This is a genomic window from Streptomyces sp. B1I3, from assembly GCF_030816615.1.
Lineage (GTDB): Bacteria > Actinomycetota > Actinomycetes > Streptomycetales > Streptomycetaceae > Streptomyces.
In genome coordinates this window covers 6,397,981-6,416,154 of sequence record NZ_JAUSYD010000001.1, presented here as the reverse complement: position 1 = coordinate 6,416,154, position 18,174 = coordinate 6,397,981, and the positions used below count along the sequence as shown (strand labels likewise).

Here is an 18,174-nt window from a genome sequence, read left to right as displayed (position 1 = left end):
ACCGGACGTTGCTTCCGGATACGAACCGGATCACGGATCGTGGCCGAAGAGGCGGTCTTGCGCATCCGGAAGCCGTGTTCTACGGGCGGCAGGGCGGCGGCCCGTAGGTGGCACTCACACCGGCGGCCAGGGGATCGCGGGCCACTCCCCGCTCGGCCCAGGGTGCCGGCCGCTCTTGCGCAGGGCCTCCACCCGCCCCCGCAGCGCGTCCAGTTCCGTCTCCGTGATCAGCTCCGCCAGCCGGGCGGCGAGCGCCCGGCCCGGCTCCAGGTCCACGGACAGCCGCTCGAGCACCGTGACGGCTTCCTCCGGCAAGGGCTCGCCCGCCCAGCCCCACAGCAGCGTCCGCAGCTTGTCGTCCGCGTTGAAGGTGACGCCGTGGTCGATGCCGTACAGCCGGCCGCCGGGCGCGGGCAGCAGGTGGCCGCCCTTGCGGTCCCCGTTGTTGATCACCGCGTCCAGGATCGCGAGCCGCCGCAGACGTGGGTCGTCCGCGTGCACCAGCAGGGCGGTCCTCCCCCCGCCGACCTCGGCGAAGCCCACGGCCTTCCAGCCCTCGCCGGGCTCCTCACCCTCCACGAGCGCCAGCAGCCCGTGCGCCGCGTCGGGAGCCCCGTCCGGCGCCGCGGCCTCCTCCGCCTCGATCCAGAGCTGGCACATCCCCTCGCCGTACGGCCCGTCCCGCAGCACGGTCGGCGGCACGAGGCCCCATCCTGTGGCCTCGGAGATCTCGTACGCCGCGACCTCCCGCTGGGCGAGCGTGCCGTCGGGGAAGTCCCACAGGGGCTGCTCCCCCGCGACCGGCTTGTAGACGCAGGTGCGCTCCTCACCCTCGAACGCGACCGTGCAGTGGAGTACCGCGTTGGACGCGCCCCTGACCTGTCCGAGGACCGTGAGCTCCCCCTCGCTGAGCAGGGTGCGCAGCCCGGCCTCCGTCAGGCCCCGCGACGGTATCCGTTCTGGCGCGGGCATACGTGTCCTTCCGGGTCGAGGGGCAGGCTGCACAGCGGGCACGGCGGGCGCCCGGCGTTGACGACGTCCAGGGCGCGTTTGGCGAACGCCCGCGCCTGGGCGCCGCTCAGCCGGACGCGCAGCATGGGCGGGCCGTTCTCCTCGTCCTGCAGAAGCCTTTCCTCGGCCTCCGCGAGGTCGTCCCCGGAATCGGCGTCCAGCTCGACGAGCGCCTGCGCCTCGACGATCATGCGCTGCTCCTCGCCGTCCCAGGCGAGGGCCATCGTGCCGACCCTGAACTCCTCCTCGACGGGGGCGTCGAGCGGAGCGGTGTCGGCGACGTCCATGGGTGCCACGGCGGGCACCGGTGAATTGCCGCCGGTCCGCCGGACGACCTCGTCGAGGAGTTCGTCGATCCGTTCGGCCAACGCGGCAACCTGGGTCTTCTCCAGGGCCACGCTCGTGACCCGTCCCCTCGAGGATGCCTGCAGGAAAAACGTACGGCGGCCAGGCAGCCCGACCGTACCGGCCACGAAACGGTCCGGGGGGTCGTAGAGGAACACCTGACGGGACACGTCCTGTCTCCCTTGAGAATGTGGAGGCCAATGGGGGCGGCCGGGGCCCAGGGGGGAAAGCCCCCGCGAGGCCGCTACGGCGCGTCCACCCTACTGCGCCGAGCGATCACGGCGCCCCCGCGCCGCCCCCGACGGCCGCTTCGGTTGCCGTACCCCCCGCCGAGTCGGCCCCCAGGGCCTGTTCGCGCGGTGCCAGGGACGCGAGATCGCCGGTGTCCCCGAGCCTGAGGAGGAACGGGCGGAGCCGGGTGTAGCGGATCGCGGTGACCGAGCACGGGTCGGCATGGAGGCGCTGGAAGAGGTCGAGGTGCATGCCGAGCGCGTCGGCGACGAGCGCCTTGATGATGTCGCCGTGCGAACACATCACGTACGTGGCGTCCTCGCCGTGCTCCGCCTCGACACGGGCGTTCCAGTCCCGTACGGCGTCGACGGCCCTGGCCTGCATGCCACGCATGGACTCGCCACCGGGGAAGGCCGCTGCGGAGGGGTGCTGCTGCACGACGGACATCAGCGGTTCGTCGGACAGCTCGGCCAGTTTGCGTCCCGACCATTCCCCGTAGTCGCACTCGCTGATGCGGTCCTCGGTGTGCAGCGGCAGGCCGGGGCGGGCGTCCAGCAGTGGCTGGAGGGTCTCGCGGCACCGCTGCAGGGGACTGGTGACGGCGGCGACGAGCGGGAGGGCGGCCAGCCGGCCGGGGAGCGCGGCGGCCTGCGCGGCGCCGCGTTCGTCGAGGGCGACACCGGGGGTCCGCCCGGCGAGCAGTCCGGCGGTGTTGGCGGTCGAGCGTCCATGGCGTACAAGGATGAGCGTGGGCATACGTGCCAGCCTAGGGGGCACGGGAAGAGTGCACCGGAGCCGACGGCAGGGAAGAATGCGCGCGTGATCGTGGACTGTGGCATCTACCGGGACGGGCGCCGGACCGAAGGCCCCGCCGACTTCTCCGACGCCCTCGACGAGGCGCGGGCCGCCGGGGACGCGTTCGTCTGGATAGGACTGCACGAGCCCACGGAGAAGGAGTTCGACCTCGTCAGCAGCGAGTTCGCGCTGCATCCGCTGGCGGTCGAGGACGCCCTGCGCGCGCACCAGCGCCCCAAGCTGGACATCTACGACGACTCCCTGTTCGTGGTCATCAAGCCGGTGGTCTACGAACCCGAGAGCGACACGGTCAGCACCGGAGAGCTGATGCTCTTCATGGGCGACTCCTTCGTGGTGACGGTCCGGCACGGCGAGGGCGCCCCCCTGGCGGCTGTGCGGCGCCGTCTGGAGGCCGAGCCGGAGGTCCTCAGGCACGGCCCCACGTCCGTGCTGTACGCGGTCAGCGACGCGGTCGTGGACCAGTACATAGATGTCGCCGCCGAGCTCCATGTCGACCTGGAGGAGCTGGAGACGCGGGTGTTCGCCCCCAGCGGTTCCGGCGACTCCCAGAGCACCGCCGCACGCATCTACACCTTCAAGCGCCAGGTACTGGAGTTCCGCCGGGCGACCGGCCCGCTGAGCGCCCCCATGGCGCGGCTGGCGAGCGCGGGCGTGCCGTTCGTCGACAAGGGCTCACAGCCCTTCTTCCGGGACGTGAACGACCACCTCACCCGTGCCAACGAGCAGGTGGAGGGGCTCGACCGGTTGCTCTCGGACATCCTGTCGGCGCATCTGGCACAGATGGGCGTACGGCAGAACGACGACATGCGGAAGATCTCGGCCTGGGCCGCCATGGCGGCGGTGCCGACGATGGTGGCCGGGATCTACGGCATGAACTTCGACCACATGCCGGAGCTGCACTGGGTGTGGACGTACCCCGCGGTGATCGTGTCCATGGCCGTCGCGGTCTTCGGACTGCACCGCCTGTTCAAGGGCCGCGGCTGGCTGTAGGCGGCGCCGCGCCGTTCGGGCGCCGCGGCCGGCCGTGAGCGGCGCCGCGCGGTCGTCCCGGGGGTCAGGCGAACTCCGTCTCGGGCACCGCCGGACCGCCCAGCGCGTTGCGCCGGTCGGGCTGCCGGAGGCTGACCATCCGCCGCCAGCCCGCCAGCCTCTCGTAGGCGTACACCGCGTGGATGCCGGCCGCCAGCACGGCGGCCTTGGCACGGGGCCAGTGCAGGATCGCGCCCATGTGGCTCATCACGGCCAGGCTGACGTCGCGGTACACCCGGATCTCGGCCCGGGCGCACTCGCGCAGGACGGACTGGATCGTCCGGCCGTGCCCGGACCGGGCCAGGCGCAGCAGTTCCTCGTGGCAGTAGGCGAGGTGGCTGTCCTCGTCCCTCGAGATCATCTGCACCGCGCGCCCGAGGACGGGGTGGCCGGCGAAGTGCCTGAGCAGGAGCCGCATCTGCTCGGAGGCCCGCTGTTCGGTCACCCGGCTGTGGGCCAGGTACACGATGACGTCCCGCTCCGTGAGCGGCTCCTCGCGGCCGAGCCGCTCATGGGCGAGGCCGATGCCGTGCCTCTCCAGGATCAGCGTGTAGTCGGTCTCGTAGGGCACGGCCACCGGAGCGAGCCCGCGCTGTTTGAGCAGGGCGTTGAAGATCCGGCCGTGCTTGTCCTCGTCGGCTCCGTGCCGGGCGGCCTTGGGGGCGAGATCACGCAGGTTGGCGGGGACGAGGGCGGCGATGCGGCCGTTCTCCCAGCCGCCCTGCGCCTCGCCGCCCGCCGCGATCGAGCAGAACAGCCGGAACGACTCGTCGTTGTCGACGATCTCCTGGAACAGACTCTTAGCCGACAGCATCACTGCCACCTTTCGCACCGGTGTCCGCAGGGGCACAGTCAAATGCGGTACGGGGCGGTAGGCAACACGAGAGGGCCGGCGCGGGGCCGAACGGGCGCGGTGCGGCATGCCGTGGCGCCCCGGGAGGAGTACCCGGCGTAACCCGCACGGCGCCGGGCCCGTTGTGCTCCGTGACGGCCGTGGCGGGGAGGACCCCCGAGCCCCCACCACGGCCGTAGTGCTGCCGTACGGGACGCCTCGTCGCATGGCGAGGCGTCGCTGCCGGGCGAGGGCGTCGCTACGCGGCGAGGCCGGAGCGCTCCAGGGCGTCCGTGCCGGCGCGCAGGGCCGCGAGCCGCTCGTCGAGCGTGAAGCCCGCCGGCGCCAGGGTGAGGGTGGTGACACCGGCGGCCGCGTACGCCTGCATCCGCTCGGCGATCCGCTCCACCGGGCCGAGCAGCGTCGTCCGGTCGATGAGCTCGTGCGGTACGGCGGCCGCCGCTCCGGCCTTGTCCCCGGACAGGTACTTGTCCTGGATCTCGGCGGCTTCCTTCTCGTACCCCATGCGCTGGGCGAGCGCGTTGTAGAAGTTCTGCTTGCGGCTCCCCATGCCGCCGACGTACAGGGCGGTGTACGGGCGGAACATGTCGGCGAGGCCGTTGACGTCGTCGCCGACCGCGAGCGGCAGGGTCGGACAGACGTCGAAACCCTCCATCGTCTTCCCGGCCTTCTCGCGACCGGCCCGCAGGTGCTTCACCGTGGTCTCCTCCAGGTGATCGGCGGACGGGAAGATCAGGAGTGCCCCGTCGGCGATCTCGCCGGTCTGCTCCAGGTTCTTCGGGCCGATCGCGGCGATGTAGAGCGGGATGTGCTCGCGCTGCGGGTGGACGGTCAGCTTGATGGGCTTGCCGGGGCCGTCGGGCAGCGGCAGCGTCCAGTGCTCGCCCTCGTAGGACAGGCGCTCCCGGGACATCGCCTTGCGCACGATCTCGACGTACTCGCGGGTGCGGGCCAGGGGCTTGTCGAACTTGACGCCGTACCAGCCCTCGGAGACCTGCGGTCCCGAGACGCCGAGGCCGAGGCGGAAGCGGCCGCCGGAGAGCGAGTCGAGGGTGGCCGCCGTCATCGCCGTCATGGCGGGCTGGCGGGCCGGGATCTGCATGATCGCGGAACCCACGTCGATGGACTCGGTCCGGGCCGCGACCCAGGCCAGTACCGTCGGGACGTCGGAGCCGTAGGCCTCGGCCGCCCAGCAGACGTCGTAGCCGAGCCGGTCGGCCTCCTGGGCGACGGCGAGGTTGTCGCCGTCCATACCCGCACCCCAGTAACCGAGATTGATGCCGAGCCGCATAGCCACGCTCCCTCTACTGATCAGTAACGTCCTGTGTCCGGGACTCTAGCGCGGGGTACCGCGATCCGGCAGGCCCGGTCGCCGGCCGCCGCCCTGTCCACAGGCTGCCACCCCGTGCGCCCTTGGCCAGTAATCTCAGCGCCCATGGAGCAGAGGTATCTGGGCCGTACCGGCCTTCGCGTGTCCCGGATCGGGCTCGGCACCCTCACGTGGGGCCGGGACACCGACGAGCACGACGCTGCCGAACAGCTGAAAGCCTTCTGGGACGCCGGTGGCACCCTCGTCGACACGGCCGACGTCTACGGCGGCGGAGAGGCCGAATACCTGCTGGGGCGGCTCCTGGGCAACCTCGTTCCGCGACAGGATCTGGTCATCGCCACCAAGGCGGGCAGCGTGCCCGACCCGTACCGCCGCTTCGACGGGTCGCGCGGCCATCTGCTCGCCGCCCTCGACGCCTCCCTGGAGCGCCTGGGGACGGATTACGTCGACCTCTGGCAGATCCACGCCTTCGACCCGGTGACACCGCTGGACGAGACCCTGCAGGCACTGGACCTGGCCGTCTCGTCGGGCCGTGTCCGGTACGCGGGCGTGTCGAACTTCAGCGGCTGGCAGCTGGCGAAGGCGGCCACCTGGCAGCTCGCCTCCCCCGGGCTCCGGACCCGGCTCGCGAGTACGCAGATGGAGTACTCACTCCTGCAGCGGGGCGTCGAGCGCGAGGTGCTGCCGGCCGCACTGGACCTGGGGGTGGGGCTGCTGCCGTCGTCCCCCCTGGGCCGCGGGGTGCTGACCGGAAAGTACCGCACGGGTACCCCGTCCGACTCGCGCGGCGCCTCCGAGGTGCTGGCTCCGTTCGTCGAGCCGTACCTCGACGACGCGGCGAGCAGGATCGTGGACGCGGTGGCCACGGCCGCGGACGGCCTCGCCACGACGGCACTCCTCGTCGCGCTCGCCTGGGTGCGGGACCGCCCGGGAGTGGTGGCCCCGGTCGTCGGCGCGCGGAACGCGCGGCAGCTGAGCGAGGCGTTGTCAGTGGAGGCGCTTAGTCTTCCTGACGAGATCTGCCAGGCGCTCGACGACGTGTCGGCGCCCGTGCACCGCTATCCCGACCAGGACTGGAGCACGCTGTGACTGCGCTTCCCCGGGGCGAGTCCCCGGACCCCGCGGCCGAGAACGACGAGGACCGCGGGGACCGCGAAGTCCGCGAGGACGCGGGTCCGGAGGCCGCCGCCGCCGGCACACCCGGCGAAGGCGCTGCTGAGCAGCCGTCCGAGGGCGCGGAGGCCCCGGCGGCCGAGCAGGTCGCCGACGCCGCGAATCCCGCGCCCTCGGAGGCGGAGTTGGAGCTTGCCGCCCAGCGCGAGCTCCATGAGCGGATCGAGAAGCGCAAGGCCGAGAAGGCGGGGCCCGTCGCGGCCGGTGCGAAGCTGAGCGGTCCGGCCGCCGATCTGCTCGCGGCCGTGCGGGCCGTGGAGAGCGGCGAGAAGGCGGGCACCGCCTTCTTCGACTCGCCCGCGTCGGCGCCCACGCCCCGCCGCGCCACCCCGGCGCCCCCGCCCGCACGGCCGTCATCGCCCCCTCCCCCGTCCACCGGGCAGGCCGGCGCGCGGAGCGCCTCCCCGGAAGCGGCGGCCTCCGTCGCTGCGGTGCTCGCCGAAGGCGGGGCCCCCGAGTCCCTGGCCCGCCCGGCGGCCGCGGCACTCGGTGAACAGGCCGCCGGGATCCTGCGTGCGGATCCCTGGCAGCTGTTGTCCGTGCCCGGCGTCCGTCCGGAGCAGGCCGACGGCTTCGCGAGGGCCCTGCTGGGCGCCGAGTGCGGTCCGGACGACGGGCGGCGCACGGCCGCGCTCGTGGGCTGGCTGCTGGAGCGGGCCGCGCTGAGGGGCCACACCGCGCTGGACGCCTCCCAGGTGCGCGCCGCACTCGCCGAGCACGCGGTGACCGATCCCGGGGCGGCCGTTGGGCACGCCGTGTCCGAAGGTGTCGTGCTCGTCTTCCAGGACGGCGTCGACGCCGGGGAGACCTCGGACGCCTCCGGACCCGAGGGGCCGGCCTCCGGGAGCGCCGGCGACGGCACTCAGGACGGCTCGGGGGACGGCTCACCGGACGGCTCACGGGACGGGGAGGAGCCCGTACGGGTCCTGCTCGGCCTCGACCGGTACGCCCTGGCCGAGGAGAGCCTCGCGGACGGCCTGGCGCGGCTGGTCAACAGCTGCGAGAAGGAAGCCGACTGGGCGGAGGCAGCCGCTGCCGCCCCGTCTCCCTCGGCGGGCGAGCTGATCCGGACGGTCGCGGGCGCCGGACTGGTCGTCCACAGCGGCGGTGAGAGCGCCCGCGGCGAGCCCGCCGCCCTGCTCGCCGCGGCCGGGGGCCTGGGACTGCGGGCCCTCGGCACCACCCACAGCGAGGACGGCCGGCGCAGGCTGGCCGCCGCGGCCGGTGACCCGCAGGTGGCCGTCACTCTGTGGGACCTGCTCTCCGGTGCCGCGGAGCCGGGCAGGGACGCGGACGGGGCGCTCGCGATCGACCTGCTGGTCGTCCTGGACGCTCCTCAGCTCGACGTGGAGGCGGCGGCGATGCTGGTGGAATCCCTCGCCGACGGGACGCGGCTGGTGCTCAGCGGTGATCCGGGCGTGCTGGGGTCCGCCGGCGCGGGGCGCGTGTTCGGGGACGTCCTGGCGGCCCGGTCCTGCCCGCAGGTCGTGTCGCGCACCCCCGACCCCGGACCGATCGGCGAGCTGGTGTCGGGTGTCGGCATCGGTGAGCTCGGCCAGGTCGACGCACCCGGCAAGGAGGTCGTGATCGTGCCCGTCCGTGACGCGGGCGAGGCCGTCCACCGCACGGTGCAACTGGTCGCCGATTCGGTGCCGCGGGTCATCGGCGTGCCCGCGTCGGACACCCAGGTGATCACGGTCGGACACGGCGGCCCGGCGGGCACCACGGCACTCAACGCGGCGCTCAAGCAGCGGCTCAATCCGGGCCCGGGCCGGTTCGGCGGATTCGACCCCGGTGACCGGGTGGTCCATGTCCCGGCACCTGGAAGGGCGGTTCCCGGCTCGGTGGTCTCGGCCGACGCCGAGGGGCTGCACCTGGAGTGCGCGGGCGCCGGTGTCCTCGTGCCCCCGGACCGCGTGGAGTCCTCGGTGCGGCACGGCTGGGCGCTCAGCGCCCATCAGGCGGCCGGGATGCGCTGGCCCGCCGTGGTGGTCGTGCTGCCCGGTGACGCCGCCCAGGCGCTGAGCCGGCCCTGGGTGTACACCGCGTTCAGCCGTGGCGAGCGGCACCTGTCCGTGGTGCACGGGGTGGATCAGGCACTGCCGCACGCCGTGGCCGCGATCCCGGCCCAGGAGCGGACGACCCGGCTGCGCCCCCTCCTGGAGGCCCAGCAGGCCCCCGACGCCCTCTGAGCCCCCCCCCCCCCCCCCCCCCCCCCCGCCCGGCGTCTGCCGGAGCCGTCTGGCACGGCTGCCGGCCCCGGAGCGCAGCGCTCCGGGGCCGGCAGCCGTGCCAGGCCGGTACCGCCCCAGGGCGGTGCCGGCAGGTCCCTCCGGCGGACGGTGTCAGTCGGTTGGGCCGCGGCGCCGGGGCGTCAGGAACGGTCCGTGGCGGAGCCTTCCGGATCCCCGTCCGGCCCGTCGTCCTCGTCGAAGACCGAGCTGACGTCGAAGCGGCAGACCACCAGCGAGGGGTCCGCGTCCTCGAACGGCTCCGCGAGCCACTCTCCGGGCTCCGGCAGTTCTTCGGCCGCGGTCACCCAGAGGGTGGAGTCCCCCTCCTCCAGTCCGAACTCCTTGTGCCGTGAGGCGATCTCGTCCGCCTCGTACTCCCCGAAGAGCACGCCCAGCGCGGCATGCACCCCAATGCCGGGCACCGATGCCACGCCGCCGTCCTGGCTGTCCGGATCCAGGTCGGCGAGCCGCTGTGCCTGGGCGAGCAACCGCGAGGGTTCCGCGACCGCGTAGTCGCGCCTGATCAGCACGCTGAGGGCGTGCGGCTCCTCCGGACCGGCGTACGGCGGCAGGGAATCCTCGGCGCCGGGGATCTCGAAGGGGGTGACCTCGTCGTAGCGGTCGTAGAGGAGTTCGTCGTAGACCTCGGCCGCGGCGGCCAGTGCGTTGAACGCGTCGTAGACGGCGGGGTCGTCGTCCCCGGTACGGCGTTCGACGGCCTCGAGGTGGCGGTCGAGCGCGGTTTTGACTGCATCGGCGGCGGCGCGTACCTCGGCAGCGGTGGGCTGCGCAGCATCAGACATAGTGCAGACGCTATCCGTACCAGGGCTCTGCTTGCACAATAGATGCGATGCCGGAATACGAATTTGTCGACGTGTACGTGCCGCGCGGGGTGTCCCGTAAGGAGGCGACCCGCCTGCTGACCGACCATGCCGAGTACGGGCACTGGGAGTTGGACCGATTGACGCTGCGCTTCGACGGCAGTCGCCGTGTGCGGTTGCGCCGCCGGATCATCCGCCAGCTCCGGGCCACCTGGTAGGACGGAGCGGGCCCCGCACCCGCGGAACCCGCTCTCCTCCTCCGCGCCCGGCACACCCGGGCGGCGGTGCCGTTCCGGGTGCCGTCGTTACGCGGCGCTGCGCGAGCGCCGGTACAGGACCGTGCCCGCACCCGCGAGCAGCAGTCCGGCGCTCGCCGGAACCAGCAGGCCGAGCCCTCCGGCGCCCGTCTGGGCGAGCTGCTCGCCCGGCAGCAGTTGGGGCTCGGGAGCCTGCGGCGTGTGCGGAGCAATCGGCTTTCCGGGGGTGTGCGGCGTCTGCGGCACGACGGGCGGGGGCGCCTCCGTGTCGTTCTCGCAGCTGTTGCCGAAGACCGGGTTGAGCAGACCGCCGATGGTGATGCTGTTGCCGCAGACGTTCACGGGGATCTCCACCGGCACCTGCACCTGGTTGCCGGAGAGGATGCCGGGCGAACCGGTCGTCTCCGCCTGTGCCGAGGTGCCGGAGGCGCGGTGCCTGCCGGTTCCCGCTCCGCTGTCCCGGGCCTCGTGTCCGGAACCGTGGCCGCCGGAGGCCGAGCTGGCTGAGCCGTGGCCGCCAGGGGCCGAGCTGCCGGAGCCGTGACCGGACGGGGAACTGTCCGACGTCTGCTCGTGCGCGGCGCTCGCAGCGCCGTTTCCGCAGTCGTTACCGCCCGTGGGGTTGAGCAGACCACCGACGTCCACGGAGTTCCCGCACACATTGACGGGTACATCGACCGGAATCTGGATCGAATTCCCCGAGAGCACTCCCGGTGAGTTCGACGCGCCGCCGGCCGCTCCCGCGTCGGCGTGTGCGTAGCCGCCACCGAGCGCGAGCACTCCGCCCGCGGCTGCCATGGTGATCAGGCCTTTACGTGTGACCTGTCGCATAGGTTGCTTTCCTGCCTTCTGCCTGCCGAAATGCCCCGACACCACCGTGCGGGGGCCGAATGCCCAGCGGCCCCGGAGTGCATGGCGCGCACTCCGGGGCCGACCGGACTCACACCCTTACGGGTTGACTTCGCAACGTCAGTCGTTGATGCAGACGTTGCCGAAGGCGGGGTTCAGCAGCCCGATCACGTTGATCGTGTTGCCGCACACGTTCACCGGAATGTGGACCGGCACCTGAATGACGTTGCCCGAGAGCACGCCGGGGCTGCCGATGGCGGCACCCTGGGCACCGGCGTCGGCGGACGCCATACCCGCACCCGCGAGCACGAGACCACCGGTAGCTGCCGCGATTGCGACGACCTTCTTGATCATAATTCCTCCTGGTTGACAAGTGCGGTCCCAGCCGCGGACCGCATCACCTGTAACGAGGAGGGGATGGCGGGGCTACGAGTGCGCGACGCCTTTCACCCTTTCCAGTCACGTCGCACGCGCTGGCGAATTCCGGTACGGAAAGTGGCGGACGTGGCCGCCCGTTCACGCGTGGTCGATGAACCGGTCGAGCACCCGTGCACCGAAGGTCAGGCCGTCCACCGGCACCCGCTCGTCCACCCCGTGGAACATCCCGGCGAAGTCCAGCTCCGGCGGCAGCTTGAGCGGGGCGAAACCGAAGCAGCGGATGCCGAGGTCGTCGAACGACTTCGCGTCGGTACCGCCGGAGAGCATGTAGGGCACTGCGCGGGCGATCGGGTCCTCGGCCTTCAGCGCCAGTTGCATGGCGTCCACGAGGGAGCCGTCGAAGGTGGTCTCCAGGGCCTTGTCACCGTGCACGTCCTCCCGCTTCACGCGCGGACCGAGAATGCGGTCGAGGTCGGCCAGGAACTCGTCCTCGTGGCCGGGCAGGAAGCGCCCGTCCACGTGCGCGGTGGCCTGTCCTGGGATCACGTTCACCTTGTAACCGGCGCCGAGCATGGTGGGCGCCGCGGAGTTGCGCAGGGTGGCGCCGATCATCTTGGCGATCCCGCCGAGCTTGGCGAGCGTCGCCTCCATGTCCTCCGGGTCGAGCGGGGTGCCCAGGGCGTCGGACAGCTCGTCGAGGAAGGACCGTACGGTCTTGGTCATCCGCACCGGCCAGGTGTGGCGGCCCAGCCGGCCGACGGCCTCGCAGAGCTCGGTGATCGCGTTGTCGTCGTTGGTCATCGAGCCGTGCCCGGCGGTGCCGTCCACGGTGAGCCGCATCCAGTGCATGCCCTTCTGCGCGGTCTCCACCAGGTAGAGGCGCAGGTTCTCGTTGACGGTGAACGAGAAGCCGCCGACCTCGCCGATCGCCTCGGTCACCCCGTCGAAGAGGTCCCGGTGGTGGTCCACGAGATGGCGTGCGCCGTACGTGCCGCCCGCCTCCTCGTCGGCGAGGAAGGCCAGCACGATGTCGCGCGGGGGCTTGCGGCCGCTGCGCATCCGGTCACGGACGACCGCCAGGGTCATGGCGTCCATGTCCTTCATGTCGACCGCGCCGCGACCCCACACGCAGCCGTCCGCGATCTCCCCGGAGAACGGGTCGTGGGTCCAGTCCGCCGCGTTGGCCGGCACCACGTCGGTGTGCCCGTGGATCAGCAGCGCGGGCTTGGAGGGGTCCTCGCCCTCGATCCGGGCCACGGTGGAGGCCCGGCCCTTGTGGGACTCGATGATCTTCGGCTCCAGCCCGACCTCGGCGAGCTTCTCGGCGATGTACTCGGCGGCGATCCTCTCCCCGGGTCCGGAGTGGTCGCCGTAATTGCTGGTGTCGATCCGGATCAGGTCACGGCAGAGGTCGACGACCTCTTTCTCGGCGGACTCACCGATGCCGGTCCGGGCCGCGTCGGCCTCGCTCATGCTGTTTCCTCCCACTGTCGCGGTGGTGCTCCCCCTCATCCTCGCGCGCCCGCCCCGCGCACCCAAGACCGGCCGCGCCCCGTCATGCGCCGTTCACGAGCCTGGGCGTCATCTGGGGCGTGATCGAGCACCCCTGAATGTTTGCTATGGTTTTCCACGTCGGAACGGGCCAGGGGCCCGCGAGACAGACACCTTGTCCGGGTGGCGGAATGGCAGACGCGCTAGCTTGAGGTGCTAGTGCCCTTTATCGGGCGTGGGGGTTCAAGTCCCCCCTCGGACACCAGCGAAAAACCCCCAGGTCGCCCTGGGGGTTTTTGCTTTTCCCGCCCTACTCCTTGATGCGCAGGAAGGTCACGGAGTGCGCCGGGAACGTATGGGTGAGCACACGTCCGTCGACGCGCAGGGTCGATCTCCGAGGAGCCACCGGCCGGTCCTCCGCGGTGTTCACGGCGTCCGGAGCCGCCTGGAGCGTGGTCAGGCGGGCGACCGGTGAGCCGGGCTTCGCCCCCAGGTCGATCCGGGTCCTGGTGTCCGACGCCTGGGCATTGACCACTTTGACCACGAGCTCGCCGGTGGCCTTGTCCTCGGTGACCACCTGGCGGAAGGGCTCGGCCGGCTTGTCGTCGGTGAAGGCGCCCCACTGCTTCCCGTCGAGGAGCAGCGCGACCTGCCGGCCGCGTACCCGGATCTCGAGGTCGTACGTACGCCCCGTCTCGATCCGGGTGGCGTCCTCGGTCATCGTCTGGTTGGCGCCGTCCACGGTCTTCTCCACCGCGGAGCGGGTGTTGTTCCAGCCGCCGAGGTTCCACCAGTACTTGTTGCCGGTGTCCCTGACCCCGAAGGCGACGAGGAAGCCCTCCTTACCGGCCTTCTTCGTGGCCTTGACCTTGAGGTCGTAGTTCTGCCAGCCGGCGTCCCCTGCCGTGACCAGGGTGTCCTCCGCGCTCTCGTCGGACTGGACGTAGGCCCCGTCCTGGACGGCCCAGGTGCCACGGCCCGCCGCCTTCGTCCACTGCGCGTCCCCGCCGGAGAAGTCGTCGCTCAGCAGTTGTGCGCCGTCCTGGCCCGTGACCTCGACGTCGTCGTACGCGGCGCTGGTGGCCCATGTCGACAGGCCGACGGCGCCGGTGATCGGCGCGGTGGTGGCGGGCGTCGGGGAAGCGGTGCTCGGGACGACACGGTCGCCGACGTTGTTCATGAAGAGCTTCTGGACCTCGTAGTTCGCCGATCCCCACGACCGCTCGTTGTCGAACCAGATCATGTCCGGCCGCCACTGGGCGTCGTTCGTGTCCGCGTACAGCGGGGCGTAGGAGGCGAGCTCCACGACGTCGGCGTTGCGTTCCAGGCCCGTCATGTAGGCGGCTTCTGCGAGGGCGTTGGAGAAGCGGTTGCCGAGCGAGGCGTATTCGCCGAGGAACACCTTCGGGCCCTTGCGGTCGTAGGTGTCGTAACGCCCGTTGTTCTCCAGGAACCACTGCGGGCTGTTGTAGTAGTGCTCGTCCACCATGGCGACGCCCGCGTCGCGGTTGAGCTGCCAGGCGCGGTCGAAGGTGCTGCCGCTGTCGTCCGGGCCGGAGTTGCTGATGACGGTGATGTCCGGGTACCGGGCCTCGATGGCCGTGCGGAACTCCGTGAAGCGGGCGAGGAACTCCTCGGGGAGGTTCTCCTCGTTGCCGACCTCGATGTGGGTGAGTCCGAACGGCGCGCGGTGGCCCATCGCGGCCCGTTTCGCGCCCCAGGTGGAGCCGGCCGGGCCGTTGGCGAACTCGATCAGGTCGAGGGTGTCCTGGATGTGCCGGCGCAGCAGGGCGGGGTCGTCGGTCGCCTTGTTCTGGCCGCATCCGGTGACGAGGGCGGGCACGACCGGCAGGGCCATCGCCCCGATGTCCTCGGCGAACTGGAAGTACTCGTAGTAGCCGAGGCCGTAGGTCTGGTTGTAGCCCCAGAAGTTGGCGTTGACGGGGCGCTGCTCGACCGGTCCGATGGTCTCCTTCCACTGGTAGGAGCGCTTCCGCTCCCAGCCGGGTGCCTCGTAGGCCTCGTGGCTGCCGGTGTTGACGAGACAGCCGCCGGGGAAGCGCAGGAAGCCCGGGTCGAGCGCGGCGGTCTTCTCCGCGAGGTCCTTGCGCAGGCCGTTGGCCCGGCCCTTGTACGTGTCGTGGGGGAAGAGCGAGATCATGTCGAGCCGTACGGTGCCGCTGCCGCCCGCCGTGACGGTCAGCCGGCCGTCCGCAGCCGAGGTGCGGGCGGTGAACGTGCCGGTGTACTTCTTCCAGCGGTCGCCTCGGGCCGTGACGCGCAGCGGCGTCGCGAGCGCGGTGCCGTCCGCCGTGGTGGCGCCGACGGTCAGGGCGGTCCCCGCGGGACGGTCCGTGCGGGCCCAGACGGAGAAGTCGTAGCGCTCGCCCTTGCGCAGGGTCAGGCCCTGGTTGTAGCCGGAGTTGCTGACGCCGAAGCCGGCCCCGCGTTCTCCCGTCCCGGCGAGGTCGAGGCGCAGGTAGCGCCGGTTGCGTTCGCCGAGGCGCTGCTCGTCGTCGACGGTCACGGCGTGTCCCGTGCCGCCCGCCACGGCGGCTTCGCTCCAGGCGGTCATGGGTGAGTACGCGGCGTTGTCGGCGCGGTCGTACTCGAAGGAGCGGTTCTGGACGAGCTCGGCGTAGAGACCGCCGTCCGCCGCGTGGTTGATGTCCTCGTAGAAGACGCCGTACATCGACGCGCTGATGGCGGGGCCCGTGCGCTCGGGGTGGACGGTGAGGGAGTAGTCGGTCGCCTCCGCCACGGGTGGGCCGTCGGCTGCGCGGGTGGGTGCTGCCACCAGCGTGCCGAGCAGGAGGGCGACGACCGGGACGGTGAGTCTCGGCCACAGGTGCGGGTGCGGCATGGACGCTCCAGGGTTAAATGTTCGATATATCGGACGCTGCCCAGAACTTCGAACGAAAGATAGGCAGGGCGGGGCCGTGCGTCAACGCCCTCGCCGGAACCGGCCGGGACGGCCCCTCAGGAGCGCACCGGGACGCCGAAGTCCGGTGTGCCGTCCGGCCGCCAGCCGAACCGCTGGATGCGGGTGTGCCGGTTGGGATCGTGCAGAGGGTCGCCGGTGATCTCCTTGTACGGCCTGGCGTGGTAGACGAGCACATCCGTGCGGCCGTCCTCCGCGACGGTGAAACAGTTGTGGCCGGTGCCGTACTGGCCCGTCTCCTCGCTGCCGGCGAAGACGGGCTCCGGAGACTTGACCCAGGAAGCCGGGTCCATCAGGTCGCTGCGGGCGTCCGCGCTGAGCAGGCCCATGCAGTAGTTGGCGTCCGTCGCGCTCGCGGAGTACGTCATGAAGACGCGGCCGTTCCGCTTGATGACCGCGGCACCCTCGTTGACCTTGAAGCCCACGCATTCCCAGTCGTACTCGGGCGTGCTGAGGCGGACCTGGGGCCCCGTGAGGGTCCAGGGGTCCGCCATCCGGGAGAGGAAGATCCCGGTGTTGTTGTCCAGTCCGGGCTCGTGCTGGGCCCAGGCGAGGTAGCGGTCGCCGCCGTGGGTGAAGGTGTGGGCGTCGAGGGAGAAGGTGTCCCAGGCCGTGGCGATTTGCCCCTTCTCGGTCCAGCTGCCGCGGTGAGGGTCGGGGCTCGCGTTCTCCAGCACCCAGATACGTATCTTCCAGATGTCGTCGGCAGGGGCCGCGGCGAAGTAGACGTACCACCTGCCGCGGATGTGGTGGAGTTCCGGCGCCCAGATGTGGGCGGCCATGTCGCCGGTGGTGTGCCTGGTCCAGATCACCGACTCCTCGGCGGTGCCCAGACCGCGGAGGGTACGGGAGGAACGCAGGATGATCCGGTCGTACTCGGGGACGGTGGCGGTGAAGTGGTAGCGGCCGTCGGTGTGCCGCGTGATGTGCGGGTCGGCGCGCTGCTCGACCAGCGGGTTGCGGTACGGGGCTCGCGGCGCCGCGGCCTGGGCGGCGGTGGCGGGTACGGCGGTGAGGGCCCCTGCGGCCAGGGCACCCCTGAGCACGGTTCTGCGGTTGGGCACTTCGGCTCGACTCACGGTTATCACCTCTCGCGTGGCAACGGGGTTCCCGGTCGCATTCCGGCCGGGAACGGATTCAGCGGTCGCGGCTCGACCGGGGAACGGATTCTGCGGTCGCGGTTCGACCGGGAACGGATTCAGCGGTCGCGGTTCGACCGAAGACGGATTCAGCGGAACGAGCGCGACGGGAGCAGCTTCTGAGCCCGCAGTTCGCCGAGGACGAGCGCGGCGTACTCGGTGGCTCCGCGCACCGAGGTGTGGGTGTTGTCGCGCTTCTCGTCGTAGAGGTAGAGGGCCTTGGACCCTTCGGGGCCGAGCTCCTCGACCCTGGCCCTGGTCAGGGCCGTGAGGTCGACGAGGGGGGTGCCCTGCTCGGCGGCGAGGCCGCGCACCTCGGCGGGCAGGTCCACGCCCAGGCCGTTGACGAGCAGCGCGGTGCCGTTGTCCAGCGTGCCGTCGGGGTTGAACCAGCGGCGGACGATCGGGGTGACGAGGACGGGCCTGCCACCCTCGGCGCGTACGCCCTCGATCATCGCCGTGAGGTTGGCCCGGTAGGTGTCGCGGTCGGTCTGCTTGTCGTTGTGGGCGAGCTGGACGAGGACGAGGTCTCCGCGGTGGATGCGGGAGCGCAGGGCGGGGAAGAGCGCCGGGTTGTCCCGGAACGACTGTGAACCCTCGCCGGAGTCCGCGTAGTTGGCGACGGACACCCGCTCGGTGAGGTACTGCGGGAGCCGCTGCCCCCAGCCCGTGTACGGTTCGCCGGCCTGGTCGCAGACGGTGGAGTCGCCCGCGAGCAGGATCTGCGGCGTACGGACGCGTTCGACCTGGAGGGCGGCGAGCTGTGGGGCCGTTCCTCCGAAGGCGAGGTCGAGGCCGGGGTTGCCGGTGGCCCCGGTGGGCTCGCCCTCGGGATCGCGGACGTCCACGGTGAAGCCGCGCCGGACCGTCTCGCCCGCGGCGTTCGGCGTCTCGGCGAGCATCGCCCTGCGGGTCTCGGCGGTGACGGCGGTGGCGCCCGCTCCAGCACCCCCTCCGAGCAGGACCCGGACGCGATAGGTCCCGGGGGCGACGTCGAGGTGGCAGACGACGGGGGCGGTGCCGGTGCAGTGGCCGAGGCCGTTCCCGCCGGGGACGCGGCCCTGCGCCCGGGCCGGCACTGCGGCGACGGCGGTCAGGGCGGCCACGGCGGTCAGGGCTGCGACGGTGGCACGGGCTGCCAGTAACGCGGTACCGGTTCGGCGCATGGCGGACTCCTCCGTATTGAATGGATTCAACGGGCAGAGACCCTAGCGCCTCCGGCAAGCGCTTTCTACGGAACGGGCACTTTCGTCGAGACGCTTGACGCCCTGCGCCG

At 71.8% G+C, this 18,174-nt stretch carries 16 protein-coding genes and 1 tRNA gene; 5 read left to right on the top strand and 12 right to left on the bottom strand.

What is annotated here, in order from left to right:
* Nucleotides 1-114 precede the first annotated feature (114 nt).
* From QFZ58_RS29135 to QFZ58_RS29125, 3 genes are all read right to left on the bottom strand, one after another.
* Nucleotides 115-972 carry an SCO1664 family protein gene (locus QFZ58_RS29135; RefSeq protein WP_307127874.1) on the bottom strand — a complete coding sequence of 286 codons (858 nt, stop codon included), beginning with the start codon at nt 970-972 and terminating at the stop codon, nt 115-117.
* A complete protein-coding gene (locus QFZ58_RS29130; RefSeq protein ID WP_307127873.1) occupies nt 936-1,526 on the bottom strand; it encodes a DUF3090 domain-containing protein in 591 nt (196 codons plus the stop codon). Before QFZ58_RS29130 ends, QFZ58_RS29135 begins: the two co-directional genes overlap by 37 nt.
* Nucleotides 1,527-1,632: 106 nt before the next feature.
* Nucleotides 1,633-2,343, bottom strand: a complete 711-nt coding sequence (locus QFZ58_RS29125) for a histidine phosphatase family protein (RefSeq protein ID WP_307127872.1) — start codon at nt 2,341-2,343, stop codon at nt 1,633-1,635.
* Nucleotides 2,344-2,406: 63 nt separating this feature from the next.
* On the opposite strand from QFZ58_RS29125, the gene QFZ58_RS29120 reads away from it, so the two are divergent.
* Nucleotides 2,407-3,393: a magnesium and cobalt transport protein CorA gene (locus QFZ58_RS29120; protein WP_307127871.1), complete on the top strand. Its 987-nt coding sequence runs from the start codon at nt 2,407-2,409 to the stop codon at nt 3,391-3,393.
* A gap of 64 nt (nt 3,394-3,457) precedes the next feature.
* Here QFZ58_RS29120 and QFZ58_RS29115 read toward each other — a convergent pair whose 3' ends face one another.
* Nucleotides 3,458-4,246: a ferritin-like domain-containing protein gene (locus tag QFZ58_RS29115; RefSeq protein ID WP_307127870.1), complete on the bottom strand. Its 789-nt coding sequence runs from the start codon at nt 4,244-4,246 to the stop codon at nt 3,458-3,460.
* Between the two features lie 277 nt (nt 4,247-4,523).
* On the bottom strand, nt 4,524-5,576 hold the full coding sequence (locus QFZ58_RS29110; protein WP_307127869.1) for an LLM class F420-dependent oxidoreductase: 1,053 nt from the start codon (nt 5,574-5,576) through the stop codon (nt 4,524-4,526).
* Between the two features lie 144 nt (nt 5,577-5,720).
* Between QFZ58_RS29110 and QFZ58_RS29105 the strand changes: the two genes are divergently transcribed.
* Both QFZ58_RS29105 and QFZ58_RS29100 read left to right on the top strand, forming a co-directional pair.
* Complete coding sequence (locus QFZ58_RS29105) at nt 5,721-6,704, top strand: aldo/keto reductase (RefSeq protein ID WP_307127868.1); 984 nt, start codon at nt 5,721-5,723, stop codon at nt 6,702-6,704.
* Entirely contained in the window at nt 6,701-8,980 is a 2,280-nt protein-coding gene (locus tag QFZ58_RS29100) for a helix-hairpin-helix domain-containing protein (RefSeq protein ID WP_307127867.1), read from the top strand. Before QFZ58_RS29105 ends, QFZ58_RS29100 begins: the two co-directional genes overlap by 4 nt.
* 182 nt (nt 8,981-9,162) lie before the next feature.
* On the opposite strand, the gene QFZ58_RS29095 is transcribed toward QFZ58_RS29100, so the two are convergent.
* Nucleotides 9,163-9,825, bottom strand: a complete 663-nt coding sequence (locus QFZ58_RS29095; protein WP_307127866.1) for a hypothetical protein — start codon at nt 9,823-9,825, stop codon at nt 9,163-9,165.
* Between the two features lie 47 nt (nt 9,826-9,872).
* Between QFZ58_RS29095 and QFZ58_RS29090 the strand changes: the two genes are divergently transcribed.
* Nucleotides 9,873-10,061 (top strand): DUF5703 family protein, encoded by a 189-nt coding sequence (locus QFZ58_RS29090; protein WP_307127865.1) that lies wholly within the window; start codon nt 9,873-9,875, stop codon nt 10,059-10,061.
* Nucleotides 10,062-10,148: 87 nt separating this feature from the next.
* On the opposite strand, the gene QFZ58_RS29085 is transcribed toward QFZ58_RS29090, so the two are convergent.
* The 3 genes from QFZ58_RS29085 to QFZ58_RS29075 form a co-directional block, all read right to left on the bottom strand.
* Nucleotides 10,149-10,931: a chaplin gene (locus QFZ58_RS29085; protein WP_307127864.1), complete on the bottom strand. Its 783-nt coding sequence runs from the start codon at nt 10,929-10,931 to the stop codon at nt 10,149-10,151.
* 138 nt (nt 10,932-11,069) lie between these two features.
* Nucleotides 11,070-11,303: a chaplin ChpH gene (chpH, locus tag QFZ58_RS29080; RefSeq protein WP_307127863.1), complete on the bottom strand. Its 234-nt coding sequence runs from the start codon at nt 11,301-11,303 to the stop codon at nt 11,070-11,072.
* A gap of 162 nt (nt 11,304-11,465) precedes the next feature.
* The gene (locus QFZ58_RS29075; protein ID WP_307127862.1) at nt 11,466-12,800 is read right to left on the bottom strand and encodes a M20/M25/M40 family metallo-hydrolase; all 1,335 of its coding nucleotides are present in this window, start codon (nt 12,798-12,800) and stop codon (nt 11,466-11,468) included.
* Between the two features lie 195 nt (nt 12,801-12,995).
* On the opposite strand from QFZ58_RS29075, the gene QFZ58_RS29070 reads away from it, so the two are divergent.
* Nucleotides 12,996-13,083: transfer RNA gene (locus QFZ58_RS29070), tRNA-Leu, on the top strand.
* 45 nt (nt 13,084-13,128) lie between these two features.
* On the opposite strand, the gene QFZ58_RS29065 is transcribed toward QFZ58_RS29070, so the two are convergent.
* The 3 genes from QFZ58_RS29065 to QFZ58_RS29055 all read right to left on the bottom strand — a co-directional run bounded on the left by QFZ58_RS29065 (nt 13,129) and on the right by QFZ58_RS29055 (nt 18,064).
* On the bottom strand, nt 13,129-15,681 hold the full coding sequence (locus QFZ58_RS29065) for an alpha-L-arabinofuranosidase C-terminal domain-containing protein (protein WP_307127861.1): 2,553 nt from the start codon (nt 15,679-15,681) through the stop codon (nt 13,129-13,131).
* Nucleotides 15,682-15,797: 116 nt separating this feature from the next.
* Nucleotides 15,798-16,838 (bottom strand): glycoside hydrolase family 43 protein, encoded by a 1,041-nt coding sequence (locus QFZ58_RS29060; RefSeq protein WP_307127860.1) that lies wholly within the window; start codon nt 16,836-16,838, stop codon nt 15,798-15,800.
* Between the two features lie 149 nt (nt 16,839-16,987).
* Nucleotides 16,988-18,064, bottom strand: a complete 1,077-nt coding sequence (locus tag QFZ58_RS29055) for a rhamnogalacturonan acetylesterase (protein WP_307127859.1) — start codon at nt 18,062-18,064, stop codon at nt 16,988-16,990.
* Nucleotides 18,065-18,174 lie beyond the last annotated feature (110 nt).

Bases quoted from the DNA above. Each gene is read 5' to 3' on its own strand.
- QFZ58_RS29135 (WP_307127874.1), bottom strand. From the start codon at position 972: ATGCCCGCGCCAGAACGGATACCGTCGCGGGGCCTGACGGAGGCCGGG.
- QFZ58_RS29125 (WP_307127872.1), bottom strand. From the start codon at position 2,343: ATGCCCACGCTCATCCTTGTACGCCATGGACGCTCGACCGCCAACACC.
- QFZ58_RS29115 (WP_307127870.1), bottom strand. From the start codon at position 4,246: ATGCTGTCGGCTAAGAGTCTGTTCCAGGAGATCGTCGACAACGACGAG.
- QFZ58_RS29110 (WP_307127869.1), bottom strand. From the start codon at position 5,576: ATGCGGCTCGGCATCAATCTCGGTTACTGGGGTGCGGGTATGGACGGC.
- QFZ58_RS29105 (WP_307127868.1), top strand. From the start codon at position 5,721: ATGGAGCAGAGGTATCTGGGCCGTACCGGCCTTCGCGTGTCCCGGATC.
- QFZ58_RS29095 (WP_307127866.1), bottom strand. From the start codon at position 9,825: ATGTCTGATGCTGCGCAGCCCACCGCTGCCGAGGTACGCGCCGCCGCC.
- QFZ58_RS29090 (WP_307127865.1), top strand. From the start codon at position 9,873: ATGCCGGAATACGAATTTGTCGACGTGTACGTGCCGCGCGGGGTGTCC.
- QFZ58_RS29085 (WP_307127864.1), bottom strand. From the start codon at position 10,931: ATGCGACAGGTCACACGTAAAGGCCTGATCACCATGGCAGCCGCGGGC.
- chpH (WP_307127863.1), bottom strand. From the start codon at position 11,303: ATGATCAAGAAGGTCGTCGCAATCGCGGCAGCTACCGGTGGTCTCGTG.
- QFZ58_RS29075 (WP_307127862.1), bottom strand. From the start codon at position 12,800: ATGAGCGAGGCCGACGCGGCCCGGACCGGCATCGGTGAGTCCGCCGAG.
- QFZ58_RS29065 (WP_307127861.1), bottom strand. From the start codon at position 15,681: ATGCCGCACCCGCACCTGTGGCCGAGACTCACCGTCCCGGTCGTCGCC.
- QFZ58_RS29055 (WP_307127859.1), bottom strand. From the start codon at position 18,064: ATGCGCCGAACCGGTACCGCGTTACTGGCAGCCCGTGCCACCGTCGCA.